We start from the raw sequence: 12875 nt of genomic DNA on the forward strand, positions 1-12875 counted from the left end.
AGTAAACTACTACTTCAGTCCGAGTACCACTATACAATACAAAAATTTTTCTAAATTGTTATTGACGACAATGCTAAGCGTTGACAAAAGACAAAGTAAGTAGGATAAGAGTAAAGCACAGTTACGCTATTCGTTCAATGCCATCGAAAAAGGTTTCTATTAGAGAGTACACAGTCCGCGCCCACGAGCGCACGATCCACACGCGGTTGTTTAAATTTATTTGTCAACAGTGTAGTCAACCCACAGAACGCGAAACATATGGATCTAGACCACTTTATTGTGAAAGCTGCCGTCCACCAGGCTTGCGAGCAATTGAAGATCCAAAGTATAAAAAGAAAAAGCCTAGACCCGTACTGGTTAAACGAGCAAAGAACAAAGCGAGAGTATAGCAGCGATCGGTGGAGGGAAATGGAAGAAATTGCGCTCGCAAATCTACTGTGTTGCCAAGGAAAAATACTGTTAGTTTTCTACACAGACTATAATCGTTGGCAGTTCGCTTGCTGAGCGAGAAAGGAGAAGTATTTGGAAAGCAGCCACCTTACAGGACAGCAATAGATGCTCCAGACAGCGGCAAGAGAATGGGTAGCGGATTGTAAGAGCGATCGCGGCTAAGCTATGCGCAAAAAGTCCGAGAGCATTTCCGCTCTGCAAGCAACCCGCGCAAGCAAACCAAACACTGAGAATCGGCTATCCAAAGAACGAGTGCGTGTAACCTCTGCCGCGCTTGCTAATCTTAGGTAGAGCAGATTCTCTCATCCCTGACGACTTTATGATGGAAAAATACCGCAAACTAATCAAACGCCAACGCCCTGAAAAGACCGAAGAAAGCGCTGATTCTGGTTTGCCAGCATCAACGCTAGCTCAAGCCGATCGAGCGATAAAGACTCCAAAAGCATCTGCTCTAGAGCAAGCGAGCGATGAAACAGCGGAAGTGCCAAACTCACCAGAGCGCTGGGAACCTTTGAACGTATACCTATCGAACTCATCCACCTATTCTCAGTGGCAGCAAGAGTTAAGGGAGATTGAGTGGGAGATTGAAAACGATATCTGGGAGTCTTGTCCCTATGATTAAAATGTTAGTAGTTTTGACCTAACGGGAATTTTAGCTCGATCGCACAAGCGCGAGGACGACTTGGTTTGAGGCTGTCCTTACTGGAAGAAAATTTTCGGGATTGAGCGCTTGTGTAAAACCATTCTGAATCTCCGATTCATCCCGCTGATTTTGAGTAAGAAGTAGCCCTGACCAATCTTTGTCTGTACTCGGCATTCTCAAACCTTAAAAATTCATTTTTTATCTGACTGTGAGACGGCGATCGCACGTAAAGAAACCCAAACTCCTGTTTGACTGTAAAAATCTTCCCGTTGTTCTAACTCAAAATCTCCCGACAGAACAGCTAACCAAGTTTTGACCAATGGCATTCCCCGCTCTGGCTCTAATATATCTGGTTCTAATCTAGCTGGAGATTGGATTTGCCGTGCGAGTTCGACCAAGGGTAAAGATTTGACAGAGGTGTTGAAAAAATGATTGGCGATCGCACCTACCCAGCTGGAAACATCTTCGTCATGCGCAACAAAGAGCGCTTTTTGTTTCTTTTCTTCATCCGACTGCGGTAGCTGGTCTGCAATTTCAGAGTTACGTTCCAACTGTTTGACCATTTCCAGCACGGCAGATTTATCTACTGGAGCTACGATCGAAGATTCCACCTGAAAGTTGGGTACGATGCGACGCTTACGCTTTGGAGCGGGTGCGATCAAATCGCTCAAATCTACTGCCATTGACTGCCGCACTAGATCTGAAAAAAAGCCATGAGAGACAACTGGGTCGCGGGAGGAATACTCCCAGTTTTCAATCGACACTTCAGCTCGTAATGCAAGTAGTTGTGCCACTTGAAGCATCGCTGACCCAGCGACTTGTAATTTTATTGACTCTGGCAGTTGGGCGACGCATGTGTCAACTCGATCCAACAATGCTGTTAAATCGAGAGTTTCAGGAGTAAGCCTAGCAGCTTGTAGTTGAGACCAAAGAAGATTCAGTTGCTCGGTCGTTATCATCTGTTGGGGGAGAATTGATAAGGGTTAAGGTGAGCGGCATGGTAGGAGCAGGGACGCACGGGGCATTGAGCAATTGAGTGCTGCTGCTCACGGGCAAAGCGTTCAAATCCCGTTCGCCTCCCATGTCCGTATTTCAAATAAAGCGCCTCCAGCAACTGAAGCGCATATTCTTTGACTACACGAGGCGGATATCCAAAAGTATGTTCTGGTCGAGTCATGGCTTTGGGAGCATTCCCCAGCCAGAGTTCGGCACAAATAGCATGAATGACGACTTCATCATTCGGCTGACGGGGTTTGTCCAGGTAGGTATGCAGCACCACGTAGGGAATTTCTGGAACGGATACTACCACTTCGTCAATTGCCGCTCGGCGCTGAGCCTTTTGCTGCCTGCCCTTACGGTAATACGAGCGCTTACTGTGGCATGAATCTCCAGCCCAACAACCATCCCCACCACAAGTAGCATCGTGGAGTTTTCGAGCTTCTGCTGGTGTGAGTAAGCTACACGCCCAACATTTTTCATTTAACGGTCTAGACATGGAAGAACAATAATGTAGACAACGCTTAGCTTTGGTTTTCTGCGGCAATAACTTTCGCCAGCAAGTCTGGTGCAATCCGAAACCCTGCAGTTGCTACCAGAGCATCGATCGCTTCCGACAGAGAGTGTAATTCGCCTTTTTGTTTCGCCCGCAGTAGAATCCCCAAAACTCCAGTGACCCTTAACCCAAGGGACTTGGCAACCCTGCGTCCATCTCGTTCGTCTAAGTAACGTCCAATCTGCTTGCAGTTCCATTGCTAAAGCGATCGCCTCCGCTTCACCTCGGTCTAACGTCTGCTGCAACAATTTTCTGCTGGAGAGTGAGTTGACCGCTTGCACCTGAATCCATCCTGCCTTTAGTGCTGCTTGGATCTCCTTCGAGCCTGGTCTGTCCTCTTGCACTTTTAATTCTGACAACACAGCAGGTGGAATTTGTACCATTTCAAACTGCTGATACATCAGCTCAAGCTGCCCCACAATTGCCAGTGTCGAAATTGATTTAGATCGAGAGCTCAAATTATTTCAAACTGTATCCCGCTTGCTAGCAAATGGAAATCTAGGCAGGGCAGGAGTTTTAGGCGTTGAGCAAGTTTCAACTTGTGCTAGATCGTTGCCAAGCTATATCAAATCATTTCTCAACTGTATCTTTAAGTGTATCTTTCTGTATCCCTAAACTGTATCCTTCTGTATCTTAGCTGACTACTGTGACTGTATCTTGCTCTATCTATCTGTATCAAGTTTCAACGCAGGCTGCGATACTTCGCCACTAAAGGCTCCCATGAAATCGCTGCTGAGACCGACCGACCCTACGGTAATGGTGGGAACCCCTGTCAGCTTCTTTGCCCAGCCCGCAAAGTTTAGATCAGATTCGTCGAATTCCGGCTCCCAAAAACGGCGTTGTGAGCAATGCAATATATCTGCACCTGCATCCACCAGCGGTTGTAACCACTCCTCCATCTCAGCTGGAGTGTTCGCAAGGCGGGCAGTGTAGTCCTGTTGTTTCCATTGCGACAGGCGAAGGACGATCGCAAAGTCAGAACCGACTGCTGCACGGACGGCTTGAATAATCTCGACAGCGAAACGCCCGCGCTCAGCGATCGTCACTCCCCCAAACCGATCGGTGCGACGGTTCGTGCCCTTCCAGAAAAACTGATCGATCAGATACCCGTGTGCCCCGTGGAGTTCAACAGCATCGAAACCCAGCCGCTTTGCATCCGCCGCTGCACTGGCAAAGGCAGCGATCGTATCGGCGATGTCTGCGTCAGTCATCGCTTTTCCAAACGACCGATCAGGGTTATTTAGACCCGAAGGACTCTCAAACAGGTCAACGGGCAGATCGTCACCGTAGGGGGGTGACACTGCGCCAACATGCCAGAGTTGCGGGATCATCAATCCTCCGGCAGCGTGGACTGCATCAATGACTTGCTTCCAGCAAGCAAGCTCCTGCTCACCGTGGAAGCGGGAAAAGTTAGCCCCGTTCAGCGATGCAGGTCGTGCGATGCCTATTCCCTCAGAGATGATCGGCCCGACTTCAGCAGCGGCACGTTTTGCATAGTAATTTGCTACGTCTTTCGTTGGATAGCCATTAGGTGAAAAGCCTCGCGTCATCGGAGCCATCACAATTCGGTTCGGCAGCTTCAATCCTTTAAAGCTAAAGGGTTGGAAAAGTGTGTTAGTAGACATGCTAACCTCTTGAGAAATTGTTAGCGATCGAGGTGGTGTTACTGCTGTTTCCAGGCAAACAGCACATTTTCAGTCGTTCACTCACGCTAAACTATGGAGACATGGTGATGAATTCCTTTGATCTTGGAACTAAGTTGAAGAAAGTCCAACAACAAGGGATTAACCCGCTCGGCATGAGTCCAGTTGATGGCGTGCGGTCCGCCAGGGATGACAACCAGTTGACTGTTTTTAATCAGCTTCGGGAGTCTTGCTGCGGTGGACTCAAGTGGCAAAATGCGATCGGCATCGCCATGAACGATCAGGGTTGGGACATCAATGCGGGGCAGATCATCACGGAAATCGGTGAGCCAGGACGGTACACAATCTAAAGTTCCTTTCGCAGAAGCCCCTACAGCCACATTCCAACTTGCCTGAATTGCTTCATTGCTAATCCGCTTACCCAACAACACATCCACATTGAAGAACGCTTTGAAAAATTCAGAAAAGTAAGCGGGACGATCTTCCACAATCGCTTTCATAATGCCATCGAAAACGCTTTGGTCAACGCCCTCTAGATTGTCGTTCGTCTTTAACAAAAAGGGTGGGACAGGAGCCATTAGCACCGCTTTTTGCACCCGTTCTGAGCCATACTTGCCCAGATAGCGCGTCACTTCACCTGTCCCCATTGAGAAGCCAACCAACACGGTATTTTGCAAGTCAAGCTGGGTCATGAGTGTATTCAAATCGGCGGCAAAGGTATCGTAGTCATAGCCAGATGAGGGTTGACTGGAGTTGCCAAATCCTCGGCGATCGTAAGTAATGACTCGATAGCCTGCATTCAGCAGCACTAAGACCTGCTTTTCCCAGGAATGACCGTTGAGGGGAAATCCATGAATCAGAACAATCGGTTGACCTGTCCCCAGATCTTCGTAGTAGAGATCAATGGTTGCAGAATTCTCTTGACCGACAGTAAAGTAAGGCATTGCAATCTCCTATGAATGTTGAATTTGAATGGTTAGCTGGCTGTGGACACAGCACCTATTTAGATTTGTGCCATGCCACCATCGACGAATAGCTTAATGCCGTTGACAAAGCTGCTGTCATCGGAAGCGAGAAAGACAACGGCTTTGGCGATCTCATCGGTATCAAGTGACAGTCAGCTTGGCGGGTGATGATCGCCCCAGCCCTTCTACACCAAGCAATCCTAGCTGTCGCGACAGCTAGGATTGCTGTCATCTAACAGATTTCTCCTTTTCAGTGGTATTGGCGATCGCAGGTTTTGTAGACCCGTGAGCCATGATGGATTTCCTCCAGGAATTACTGTGCAGAATCTTTCAAAGGAGTGACAAATTCAATGAGATTGCCGTTATTGTCCTTCACCGAACAGAGCCGAGCTCCAGGACCAGGGTAACTGCCCAATTCAAAAAAGGTTGGCACACCACGTCGATTCAATTCAGCCAGTACCGCATCCACGTCATCAACACGGAAACAAAAATGTCCAATGCCACTCGTGCGTAATCCTTCACCAATGTCTTTAGTTTCGGGCATCCCAGAGCGTGACTGAGTGCTGCCGATAATTTCGATCCGAAATCCATAGACTTGCAGATAAGCCAGTTTCAGGTCGGGGAAGACATCAAATGTCCATTCTCGCTCGATCGTCGCATCTAGCTTTTCTTGATACCACTGAAGCGTTTCCTCATAGTTCGGGACATTCAAGCAAACATGATCGATTTGCATCGAACTCAAAGGATTTGAGCCTAGAGTTGAAGATGTTTGAGTTGAAATTGTCATTTGAATCTCCTGTAATTGTGAATGTTCTAGATACTTCAGAGTCTTACCATGTGAGCGAATGGGGTGCGAGATGTCCGATCGTCGATCGAAAGACACGATCGGGCAGCTTTAAATGCAACTTCCTGTCTTACTGAAAGCTCTAAATGCTTCACTCCTGACAATAGAAAAGCAGTCGCATCTCGATCGCTCTCAGCCCAATCCACCTCTCGCTAGAGAGTCGAATAACGCTTGAGGGTGCGGCGGAATGTTATCTCTGAGGCTTTCACCATCATTGAGGCAATTTTGTTCCAACTTTTATCAAATCGGCAGCCTTTTCTCCAATCATAATTGCCGCTGCATTTGTATTTCCTGTAATCATCGTTGGCATAATCGATGCATCAACAACTCGTAACCCTTCAATCCCCCGTACCTTGAGTTGAGGATCGACAACCGCCATTTGATCGATACCCATTTTGCACGTCCCAACAGGATGCCATCCCGTACCGCACGTTTGCCGAATATAGTCTTCGATTGCTTTGTCGCTATGCACGGAACTCCCTGGAGCAATTTCCTCGCCTCGAAACTCATTAAACGAATCGGAGTACACAATTTGACGCAAAATTTTAAGTCCTTCAACCATCAATTGCATGTCAGATTCTTTCTGAAGATAGTTGACCCGAATCAACGGTGGCTCAAAGGGGGAGGAGGAGCGTAGCGTTACACTACCACGACTTTCGGGACGGGTGATGTAAAAGGGAAGGGTGAATGCCGGACCTTCACGTGCATAGGCAGGATCGACATATAAAATCGGAACAATTGTAAATTGCAAATTAGGCGCAGCATCTAAATTATTGTTGACATGCAGAAACAACCCAGCCTCTCCCCCATTACTACTTGGCGCCAGGGGCACGTCCTGAGTAGACTGGTAGGCAATAACAGCAAGTGGGTGATCTTGAAGATTCTGCCCGACACCCGGCAAATCAACAACTACAGGAATGCCTACTGCCCGCAGATGTTCAGCGGGTCCAATTCCAGAAAGCATGAGCAGTTTAGGAGAATCGAAGGCGCCAGCACTCAAAATCACTTCCCAGTTGACCCTAACTTGATACTCCGTTCCGTTTTGAATATATACTACCCCTACCGCACGCTTTCCCTCAAAGAGTAAACGAGTCACCAATGCTCCTGTTTGAATGGTCAAGTTGGGGCGATCGAAAATTGGACGCAGAAATGCCACTGCTGTACTTTGGCGCTTGCCATCTTTCACGGTCACTTGGTAAAGTCCTGCACCTGACTGCTGTACGCCATTAAAGTCGGGATTTTGCTCATAGCCCTGTGCTTGAGCGGCTTCCACAAAGCGTTGCGACACTTTTGCAGGAGAGAGTGGATCTGTGATGCTAAGTGGTCCATCAACCCCGTGAAATAACGATGCTCCCCGCTGCTGGTTTTCCGATTTCTTGAAGTAAGGCAAGACATCCTGATAACTCCAACCAGTATTACCTAACGCTTGCCAGCTATTGTAGTCACGTTCATTGCCTCGGATATAAATCATGCCATTAATCGAACTGCTGCCGCCCAAGACTTTACCGCGTGAAGACAAAATTTTGCGGTTATTTAAGTAAGGTTCCCCTTCAGTTAAGTATGCCCAGTCCACTTCCGAGCCTAAGAGTGTAGTAGGCCACACTGAGGGAACTTGAAGCTCTGGCTTGGTATCAGGACTACCCGCTTCGAGCAGCAATACTTTAGTATTAGGGTCTTCTGTAAGACGGTTGGCAACAACGCAGCCTGCTGAACCGGCGCCAATCACAATATAATCAAAAGCAGCACTGTGATGGTATGTAGTTGTCATGATTTCTCCTTTGAGGGTCATTGTTTGTTGAATGACGGCGACATGAGTGGGTTGGCGATTGTAAATTCTGCTGCTAGTCGCGCCCTGCCACAATAATCTTTTCTGCTAAACCGATCGGGTTAGAAAACATTACTTCGTGACTACCGGGCATTTGTACAAGCCGAAATAGCCCCAAGCGACTGGACATTCTCGGATGCCAACCCCACTGTTCGCCTTGAGGGAGGACATTATCTTCTGTACAGTAGAGGTAACTTTTAGGAATAGGCAGCGAGTAAAACTGCTTCAAGTCCAACTTGTCAATCCACGGTTGATACGCTTGGGGTGATAGTTGTGCGTAACTGGATCGAGCCAGTTCGAGGTCAGCATCATTGAGAAGTACTTCTCGCCACATCTCAAACGGCATCACCAGCGTATGATCGTCCGATTCTCTAGCTAGAGAGTCAAATAACGCTTGATAGTGCGGCGGAAGGCTATCTCTGAGGCTTTCACCATCGTTGAGGACAAAAGCATCTAAGAAGATGAGTCGTCGAATGCGATCGCTAATTGCTTCGGCAACTTTCGGAATGATTGTTCCGGCAAAACTATGACCTAAGAGAACAATATCGGTTAAGTCCTTGTCCACAATGTAATCGACGATCGATTGTGTGCATTGAGCATGGTTAACGTTCTTATTCACGCCTTTGCCATGACCTGCGATCGTGGGAGCAAACGCTTGATGCCCTTTCGCTTCTAGCTGTTCGATCACTTCGTTCCAAGCAGAACCCTCGTGCCATGCGCCGTGAACCAAGACAAAAGTTGACATAGAATTGCTCCTTAAAGTGATTCAGCGTTCTAATATTGACCTTCAGCACAAACTCAAACTAACCGAAGACTTTGCCAACTCAGCACTCGATCATTGAGTAGAACGCTTCCCGTCTATTAATTCCACGCGATCGATTTCACCAACTTGTACCGGATAAGCAAGTTTTCAGCAACTCAGCAACTTCACCCTGAAGTATCATTCTGTTTCTCCTTCTGTCAATGCCATTAGATTCAAGTACTAATTAGAAGAAAATGCTTGTAGTCGGATGCGTTTATGCCTCGTCTATGGCGCAGTTGCAGCACGATCGATGAGCTTGGCAACGGCATCTGCATGGGAAACCATCACAACATGGGACGCGCCATTCACAACAACGGTCTCTTTGGAGTTAGCTCGCTTCGCCATGAAAGACAGTGCCGCTGGAGGAATGTTCAAGTCGCGATCGCCATAAATAAACCAGGACGGGGTAGATTTCCATGCAGGCGCACCGGAGGCTTCGTTCAGCGCGGCTTCCGTAATCGGACGCTGGGTGCTAGCCATCAGCTTCGCGTCGTTAGCAGGCACATCCGCAGCAAACTGGGCGTGGAACTTGTTCTGCTGAATATACAGGTCTTTACCACCATCGGGCAGTTTAACTGGTGGCGCGAGTGTTGGTCCGAGTGTGCTGCCCGGATAACGTCCTGAGAGTTCAATGGCAGTCTCGCCCGCATCAGGAGCGAAGCCAGCAACGTAGACCAGTGCTTTCACGTTCCTGTTACCATTGACGGCATTGGTAATTACCGAGCCTCCGTAAGAATGCCCAACCAGCACGATGGGTCCGTTGATGTCTTTAAGGGCGCTGGCAACATAATCGGCGTCGCTCTTAACGCCGCGCAGAGGATTAGCCACAGCAACCGTCGGATAACCTTTCGCGATCAGCTTCGTCAATACACCGTTCCAACTAGAAGACTCGGCGAATGCACCATGAACGAACACGATCGTGGGCTTGTTAACTTGTGCATTTGCAGTACTCACGATCGCTCCTAGAGAAGTGATGGTAAGAGTTCCTAGAAAGAGAGTGACAATCAAAAGCAGGCGGATGCTGTTCCTGAAGTTAAGCCTGTTCATAGTGCGATCTCCATTTGAATTTGGGTAGTGCTTTCCTTCTGTTTCAACGAGCATTGAATTCCTACAGGACATCGAATTTGCTTCGATGTCCTTTTGTAAAATGCTTAAATTACTATATTAGAGGGCTTTGACTAGACTGCTTCCTGTTTGTTGACTCCAGATAATCAGTGTTGGGCTGCTTCAGTTCTTGGTGAAGGCGGTAGCCACAAGGTATTTGCTAATATTTGAATTTGTGCTACTTGGGACTATTTTTCAGGTGACGATTTAAAGTACTCGGTGAGGATAGTCTAACTTTTGGTAAATTCCAGCACAATTTTCCCCTTCGTCCCTCCCTGCTCTAGACGCTGATGTGCTTGAATTATCCGATCCCAAGACAGCGTTGAATCAATGATGGGGCGAAGCTGAGTGCGCTCGATTAGCTTTGTCAAAGCATCTAATTTTGCTCGGTACTGTGGGGAGAAAACAAAATGGATAGTCAGATTCTTGCCCCATGCTTCGATGAGTGATTGCGGCGTTTCAGTGTCTACAATACTCACAAGCCTGCCGAATGGGCGAATAATTTCTGGGCTACGCTGGATTGTTTGCCCACCGATCGTATCCAAAACTAAATCAACACCTAGCTCATCTGTTTCCTGATAAATAACTTCCGCGTAATCTTCGTTTTTGTAATCAATGGCTCGATCTGCGCCAAGTTCTTTAACAAAATCGAAATTTTTAGAACTGCATGTTGTAAAAACATAGGCTCCCATCGCTTTTGCAAGTTGAATTGCAATAGAACCAACGCCACCAGCACCCGCATGAATTAGAACTGATTCCCCAACTTGAAGATTGCCCCTCGTCACTAGACAATCCCAAGCCGTTCCTCCTGCAAGAGGAAAACACGCTGCTTCAATGTGCGACAAGTTAGAAGGCTTAAGCGCAACAATCCTTGCATCAGCAACATGATATTGAGCATAGCTGCCAGATTCTCCAAAAATCTGCGGCGAGTAATAAACTTCGTTTCCTACCTCAAAGTCTGTCACTGACTCTCCAACTGTCTCGATAACCCCTGAAATGTCAACTCCGATAATTGCTGGTAATCGAACCAAGTCTTTGTAGTCACCACGGCGAGTCTGATAATCAACTGGATTGATCGATGTTGCACACACCCTTACTAGAACCTGATTAGGTTTTGGTATTGGCTTGGGTACAGTTTGAATCTCAAAACTCTCAGCACCACCAAATGTTGTCAGTACGGCTGCTTTCATACATTCCATCTCTGCTAACCATCCTTGCTTTAGAATCAACGGTAAAGGTATTTCAATATCACTCAATGTATGGTGGTTCTCTCTTGTCCCGCAAGTCAGCACCATCTGGTAAGGTAGTTACTGTTCAGTCGCAAATGCAGTCATCACAATCCCGTAGCTTGCCAAAAAAAATCTCTGCTTCTCAACCAACTGTGGCTCATATCGTGGAGCATACTCTTGGTTGTAAATGGATGCTGGAAGTTTTACGCTTAATTCGTCAAGGTATCAACCGTCCAGGAGTAATGACTCGTGCAACTGAGGGATTGACAACTAAGGTTTTGAATGAGCGATTAGTAGATCTTGTCAACTTTGGTATTGTCGAGAAAGTTGCTTATCCAGAAATTCCGCCCCGCGTGGAGTATAAGTTGACTGCCTTTGGCTCTCGGTTCGTTGAAATTCTGGATATTATTGATGAGCTAGAAGAATATAGATAGTAGCTTACGTGCAAGTTAAAGCGCAGCCCAACAACCGCGCTGCACCGGAACGCTTCAATATGGTCGGTTGAGTTGCAAAGGTTGTCTGCGAAGGTGTGAGCGCGAACGTAGGTCACACCGCGATAGATCGACTGATGAACGGCTAAACTGTCTGGAATTTCCGTCGTTAAGAGCGATCGGACTTTCTGAAATGGGTGCTTTGAAGTTTCAGAAGGGTGACACTCGTAGGTAACACCACGATAGATTAATTTCATCTTTCATTGTCCTAATTTCTTCTAAGGCGTACTCAGTTTTAATGCTTGACTGCTTTGGTGATTCTTACAATGTTTTATTAAATTCTTACGATTAGCGCACCTGCTTTGGTGTCATGCCAGTAAATCGCTTAAACTGTTGGTTCAAATGGCTTTGACTGGAAAACCCAGTTTGGAAAGCAATATCAGCAATGGTTAAATCCGTTTTCGATAACATCGATTTCGCCCGTTCCACCCGTTGTTGAATCACGTACTGATGCGGAGAAATTCCTGTAGTCTGTTTGAATAAACTGGCAAAGTAAGTCGGGCTGATATTGATCGTGCTGGCAAGTTCAATCAGTGACAAATCTCGGTCAATGTGAGTGTGAATATAGTCAATCGCTTGCTGCAATTGGGTGTGCGTTAAGCCTCTGTTCTTGAATTCAATTGTTGGCGTTGTAATTGTTAGCATGGTTCAAAAATTGGCAATCTTGTTCAACAAAACAGGCAAAAGATAGCGATCGCGCATGAGATAGCTTACCAGCACTAATAAACAAGTCAAATCTAAATTGGGAGCAAAGATCGGGGAGTTTAATGACTGGCAGCAATCATGGCTGTCATCAACTGGGTCGTGTTCCAGCGCCCAGTATACCGAATGTTATTGATAAATAGGGCTGGGGCAGTCGTTACTCCACTGTGTATTCCGCCTTCGATCTCTTCATTGATGCGGGCGACATGCACTTGTTTAGAAAAATCTTTGAGAAACTGCGAGATATCAAGTCCTAAATCGTTGGCGTACTCGACAAGATAGCCGTTTCCTAACTCTTGTCGATGCTTGAATAGCAGATCGTGCATCTGCCAAAACTGACCCTGGACAGCGGCGGCTTGGGCGGCTTGGGCTGCCCGTTGAGCATGAGGATGAATCTGTATTTGCGGAAAATGACGGAAGATAAAGCATAAATAATCCTCTCCAAAAGAAGCACTAAGCTCTCGTCCAATCGCTTTAATCAGCTTGTAAACCTCCGCACTTCTAGAGCATTGATAGTCTCCATACATCACCAGCACTACCTTGGCACTCGGCACACCTTGCATCCAATCTTGGGTTGAAGGTGGTACAAGCAAGGTACTGTGGTTACGAGCGTCGTTCATTTTTA

The 12875-nt window shown here is 47.1% G+C and carries 17 protein-coding genes and 1 pseudogene; 3 read left to right on the top strand and 15 right to left on the bottom strand.

Annotation, left to right across the window (positions count from 1 at the left end):
• Nucleotides 1–137: 137 nt before the first annotated feature.
• Both N4J56_RS41595 and N4J56_RS36040 read left to right on the top strand, forming a co-directional pair.
• Nucleotides 138–389 carry a hypothetical protein gene (locus tag N4J56_RS41595; RefSeq protein ID WP_410500760.1) on the top strand — a complete coding sequence of 84 codons (252 nt, stop codon included), beginning with the start codon at nt 138–140 and terminating at the stop codon, nt 387–389.
• 380 nt (nt 390–769) lie between these two features.
• Nucleotides 770–1072, top strand: coding sequence for a hypothetical protein (locus tag N4J56_RS36040; protein WP_317111615.1), 303 nt, complete (start codon nt 770–772; stop codon nt 1070–1072).
• A gap of 30 nt (nt 1073–1102) precedes the next feature.
• Here N4J56_RS36040 and N4J56_RS36045 read toward each other — a convergent pair whose 3' ends face one another.
• The 12 genes and pseudogenes from N4J56_RS36045 to N4J56_RS36100 all read right to left on the bottom strand — a co-directional run bounded on the left by N4J56_RS36045 (nt 1103) and on the right by N4J56_RS36100 (nt 11027).
• Nucleotides 1103–1267, bottom strand: a complete 165-nt coding sequence (locus tag N4J56_RS36045) for a hypothetical protein (protein ID WP_317111616.1) — start codon at nt 1265–1267, stop codon at nt 1103–1105.
• A gap of 17 nt (nt 1268–1284) precedes the next feature.
• Nucleotides 1285–2052, bottom strand: a complete 768-nt coding sequence (locus tag N4J56_RS36050) for a hypothetical protein (protein ID WP_317111617.1) — start codon at nt 2050–2052, stop codon at nt 1285–1287.
• Nucleotides 2049–2588 carry a hypothetical protein gene (locus N4J56_RS36055; RefSeq protein ID WP_317111619.1) on the bottom strand — a complete coding sequence of 180 codons (540 nt, stop codon included), beginning with the start codon at nt 2586–2588 and terminating at the stop codon, nt 2049–2051. Before N4J56_RS36055 ends, N4J56_RS36050 begins: the two co-directional genes overlap by 4 nt.
• A 25-nt stretch (nt 2589–2613) precedes the next feature.
• Complete coding sequence (locus N4J56_RS41600; RefSeq protein WP_410500762.1) at nt 2614–2754, bottom strand: DUF3368 domain-containing protein; 141 nt, start codon at nt 2752–2754, stop codon at nt 2614–2616.
• A 553-nt stretch (nt 2755–3307) separates the two neighbouring features.
• Nucleotides 3308–4270, bottom strand: coding sequence for an NADH:flavin oxidoreductase (locus tag N4J56_RS36065; protein ID WP_317111622.1), 963 nt, complete (start codon nt 4268–4270; stop codon nt 3308–3310).
• An 86-nt stretch (nt 4271–4356) separates the two neighbouring features.
• The gene (locus N4J56_RS36070) at nt 4357–5232 is read right to left on the bottom strand and encodes an alpha/beta hydrolase (protein ID WP_317111623.1); all 876 of its coding nucleotides are present in this window, start codon (nt 5230–5232) and stop codon (nt 4357–4359) included.
• Nucleotides 5233–5291: 59 nt separating this feature from the next.
• Nucleotides 5292–5390: pseudogene (locus N4J56_RS41605) on the bottom strand (SDR family oxidoreductase); the annotation flags it as partial.
• 176 nt (nt 5391–5566) lie between these two features.
• The gene (locus tag N4J56_RS36080; RefSeq protein ID WP_106218380.1) at nt 5567–6040 is read right to left on the bottom strand and encodes a VOC family protein; all 474 of its coding nucleotides are present in this window, start codon (nt 6038–6040) and stop codon (nt 5567–5569) included.
• A gap of 268 nt (nt 6041–6308) precedes the next feature.
• Nucleotides 6309–7865: a GMC family oxidoreductase gene (locus N4J56_RS36085; protein ID WP_317111625.1), complete on the bottom strand. Its 1557-nt coding sequence runs from the start codon at nt 7863–7865 to the stop codon at nt 6309–6311.
• Nucleotides 7866–7938: 73 nt separating this feature from the next.
• On the bottom strand, nt 7939–8667 hold the full coding sequence (locus N4J56_RS36090) for an alpha/beta hydrolase (RefSeq protein WP_317111626.1): 729 nt from the start codon (nt 8665–8667) through the stop codon (nt 7939–7941).
• Between the two features lie 282 nt (nt 8668–8949).
• On the bottom strand, nt 8950–9771 hold the full coding sequence (locus N4J56_RS36095) for an alpha/beta fold hydrolase (protein WP_039710337.1): 822 nt from the start codon (nt 9769–9771) through the stop codon (nt 8950–8952).
• Nucleotides 9772–10058: 287 nt separating this feature from the next.
• Nucleotides 10059–11027: a zinc-dependent alcohol dehydrogenase family protein gene (locus tag N4J56_RS36100; RefSeq protein ID WP_410500776.1), complete on the bottom strand. Its 969-nt coding sequence runs from the start codon at nt 11025–11027 to the stop codon at nt 10059–10061.
• Nucleotides 11028–11152: 125 nt separating this feature from the next.
• On the opposite strand from N4J56_RS36100, the gene N4J56_RS36105 reads away from it, so the two are divergent.
• Nucleotides 11153–11491 (top strand): helix-turn-helix domain-containing protein, encoded by a 339-nt coding sequence (locus N4J56_RS36105; protein WP_317111629.1) that lies wholly within the window; start codon nt 11153–11155, stop codon nt 11489–11491.
• Here N4J56_RS36105 and N4J56_RS41610 read toward each other — a convergent pair.
• The 3 genes from N4J56_RS41610 to N4J56_RS36115 form a co-directional block, all read right to left on the bottom strand.
• Nucleotides 11389–11745 (bottom strand): DUF4278 domain-containing protein, encoded by a 357-nt coding sequence (locus N4J56_RS41610; protein ID WP_410500763.1) that lies wholly within the window; start codon nt 11743–11745, stop codon nt 11389–11391. The genes N4J56_RS36105 and N4J56_RS41610 overlap by 103 nt on opposite strands.
• A gap of 91 nt (nt 11746–11836) precedes the next feature.
• Nucleotides 11837–12193 carry an AraC family transcriptional regulator gene (locus tag N4J56_RS36110; protein ID WP_317111630.1) on the bottom strand — a complete coding sequence of 119 codons (357 nt, stop codon included), beginning with the start codon at nt 12191–12193 and terminating at the stop codon, nt 11837–11839.
• Between the two features lie 119 nt (nt 12194–12312).
• Nucleotides 12313–12870: a DsbA family protein gene (locus N4J56_RS36115; RefSeq protein WP_317111631.1), complete on the bottom strand. Its 558-nt coding sequence runs from the start codon at nt 12868–12870 to the stop codon at nt 12313–12315.
• Nucleotides 12871–12875 lie beyond the last annotated feature (5 nt).

Source organism: Chroococcidiopsis sp. SAG 2025, from assembly GCF_032860985.1.
Taxonomy (GTDB): Bacteria; Cyanobacteriota; Cyanobacteriia; order Cyanobacteriales; family Chroococcidiopsidaceae; genus Chroococcidiopsis.

What these genes read in the sequence shown, in the direction of transcription:
- N4J56_RS36105 (WP_317111629.1), top strand. Translation starts at nt 11,153, where the DNA reads ATGCAGTCATCACAATCCCGTAGCTTGCCAAAAAAAATCTCTGCTTCT.
- N4J56_RS36095 (WP_039710337.1), bottom strand. Translation starts at nt 9,771, where the DNA reads ATGAACAGGCTTAACTTCAGGAACAGCATCCGCCTGCTTTTGATTGTC.
- N4J56_RS36050 (WP_317111617.1), bottom strand. Translation starts at nt 2,052, where the DNA reads ATGATAACGACCGAGCAACTGAATCTTCTTTGGTCTCAACTACAAGCT.
- N4J56_RS36090 (WP_317111626.1), bottom strand. Translation starts at nt 8,667, where the DNA reads ATGTCAACTTTTGTCTTGGTTCACGGCGCATGGCACGAGGGTTCTGCT.
- N4J56_RS36070 (WP_317111623.1), bottom strand. Translation starts at nt 5,232, where the DNA reads ATGCCTTACTTTACTGTCGGTCAAGAGAATTCTGCAACCATTGATCTC.
- N4J56_RS36100 (WP_410500776.1), bottom strand. Translation starts at nt 11,027, where the DNA reads ATGGAATGTATGAAAGCAGCCGTACTGACAACATTTGGTGGTGCTGAG.
- N4J56_RS36065 (WP_317111622.1), bottom strand. Translation starts at nt 4,270, where the DNA reads ATGTCTACTAACACACTTTTCCAACCCTTTAGCTTTAAAGGATTGAAG.
- N4J56_RS36040 (WP_317111615.1), top strand. Translation starts at nt 770, where the DNA reads ATGATGGAAAAATACCGCAAACTAATCAAACGCCAACGCCCTGAAAAG.
- N4J56_RS36045 (WP_317111616.1), bottom strand. Translation starts at nt 1,267, where the DNA reads ATGCCGAGTACAGACAAAGATTGGTCAGGGCTACTTCTTACTCAAAAT.
- N4J56_RS41595 (WP_410500760.1), top strand. Translation starts at nt 138, where the DNA reads ATGCCATCGAAAAAGGTTTCTATTAGAGAGTACACAGTCCGCGCCCAC.
- N4J56_RS41610 (WP_410500763.1), bottom strand. Translation starts at nt 11,745, where the DNA reads ATGAAATTAATCTATCGTGGTGTTACCTACGAGTGTCACCCTTCTGAA.
- N4J56_RS36085 (WP_317111625.1), bottom strand. Translation starts at nt 7,865, where the DNA reads ATGACAACTACATACCATCACAGTGCTGCTTTTGATTATATTGTGATT.
- N4J56_RS36080 (WP_106218380.1), bottom strand. Translation starts at nt 6,040, where the DNA reads ATGACAATTTCAACTCAAACATCTTCAACTCTAGGCTCAAATCCTTTG.
- N4J56_RS36115 (WP_317111631.1), bottom strand. Translation starts at nt 12,870, where the DNA reads ATGAACGACGCTCGTAACCACAGTACCTTGCTTGTACCACCTTCAACC.
- N4J56_RS36055 (WP_317111619.1), bottom strand. Translation starts at nt 2,588, where the DNA reads ATGTCTAGACCGTTAAATGAAAAATGTTGGGCGTGTAGCTTACTCACA.
- N4J56_RS36110 (WP_317111630.1), bottom strand. Translation starts at nt 12,193, where the DNA reads ATGCTAACAATTACAACGCCAACAATTGAATTCAAGAACAGAGGCTTA.